2 protein-coding genes are annotated in these 1,471 nt (G+C 46.4%); both read left to right on the top strand.

The genetic code is table 11. The features are described 5' to 3' along the window. Positions 1-717 (top strand): hypothetical protein (locus tag IG627_RS20595; RefSeq protein WP_193195184.1); only part of this gene is annotated, 717 nt, incomplete at its 5' end. A gap of 121 nt (positions 718-838) precedes the next feature. Further along, entirely contained in the window at positions 839-1,285 is a 447-nt protein-coding gene (locus IG627_RS20590; protein ID WP_193195182.1) for a hypothetical protein, read from the top strand. The last annotated feature ends 186 nt before the right edge of the window (positions 1,286-1,471 follow it).

The following is a 1,471-nucleotide window of genomic DNA, read 5'->3' as shown; positions in this document are numbered from 1 at the left end:
AGTACGCTCCGGCGCTGCGCGCCTCCGCCGGACGGCCTACGCAACGCGCTTCGCGCTAAAAACGCTACGGCCGCCGCTGCTGGCGGCGTTAGGCTAATAGAGGATAAAAAAATGGATTTAATTGGCGGTTTAAAGACAGAAGTATTCCGACCTGTGATTATGCTCATGGTCCCCGGGTTGGTCGTAGGGGTTCCAACGTTATTTGTTCTTCAGCATTATCAGCCAGGGTTGTTTGATTTCATTGAGTCGCATCCAACACTTTCAACCTTTATTGGGTTTATAGCAGCTACTATTTTGGGTGTTTTGACATATGAATTTGGCACAAACATCGAAGCAAAAATCATTGATAAATGTATTGAAAAAAAGGGTGAAAAGGATGATATCTATGCAACCTTTATCGATGATTGGTATCTATTTCTTCGATGCACTCTTCCTGAGCGGTCGGTCGCGCAGGAATATATAAGCGAGCGAGTTCTATATCTTAAGTTCGAGCTGGGAATGGCGGCCGCGGCTATACCATGCTTACTATTTTCCTTTTGGGCATGGAAAATTCGAGATGATTTCAGTGGCGGTTGGTTTGCAGTTTTAGTGGTAACTCTCATAGTCGTATTTTTATATTTTTTGTACGAATCCTATCAGTCAGGTAAAGTTCTAGCACGACTTAGGAAAGAGATTTTAAAGGGTATTGGTAGTCCGCCAAAATATGGGCAAGCCTAACCAGGCCAGGCAGTACGCTCCGGCGCTGCGCGCCTCCGCAGGACGGCCTACGCTATGCGCTGCGCGCATAAACAGCGTAGGCCGCCTCTGCTGGCAATGTTATATTTCTTCGAGTAAGTAAATGACCCCAGAAGTACAGACAATCCTTGCTGAGTATGATGGCTTTCTTAATGCCCTTAGATGCTTTCTCGGCTATCGAAGAGTTTTTGGCTGCTTTGCCCTAGAGAAAACTGAAGGCTATCTCGAAACGTATATTACGCAGTCAAAAAATGAACTCGAACGCCAATATGAGGTGGATTACCATGGCGTTCGTACTTTGTTTGGTGAGTACCTGTTCAGGCCTCTTGAAGCAGGGGGCTTCCAAAACCTAGAAAATACGGACTGGGTTCTATTTGAATACTATGGTCTGATATCTACAACCCTAGATGAGAACGGTCCTTGGAATCCCATTGTTGGCGGCCAAACAACCGTTCTAGAGTTTGTACCTACAGAGGGAGTAAAAAACATAGAATTTGTTGTTGAGGTCGGTGATATTGCCATTGTCACTTTCCTCGCCAAGGAAATATAACCAGTTGCTGCATCCGACCACCTACACTCCGCTCGCTTTGTGCTGTACGCTACGCTAGCACAAAGCGGCTCCATTCCGGTGGCGGCTGAGCAAGGCGTTATTGAGGCTTGTTCCGTCGGTAAGGTAAGTTCTTTGTATATGAGATTTCTGTGCCTTGTTTTGGCTCCAACATTGAACCCTGTGCCG

Source organism: Microbulbifer taiwanensis, assembly GCF_014904815.1.
In the GTDB taxonomy this organism is placed as follows: Bacteria; Pseudomonadota; Gammaproteobacteria; order Pseudomonadales; family Cellvibrionaceae; genus Microbulbifer; species Microbulbifer taiwanensis.
The sequence above is the reverse complement of the archived record's forward strand: the minus strand, read 5'-3'. Positions and strand labels throughout refer to the sequence as shown.

Bases quoted from the DNA above. Each gene is read 5' to 3' on its own strand.
- IG627_RS20590 (WP_193195182.1), top strand. From the start codon at position 839: ATGACCCCAGAAGTACAGACAATCCTTGCTGAGTATGATGGCTTTCTT.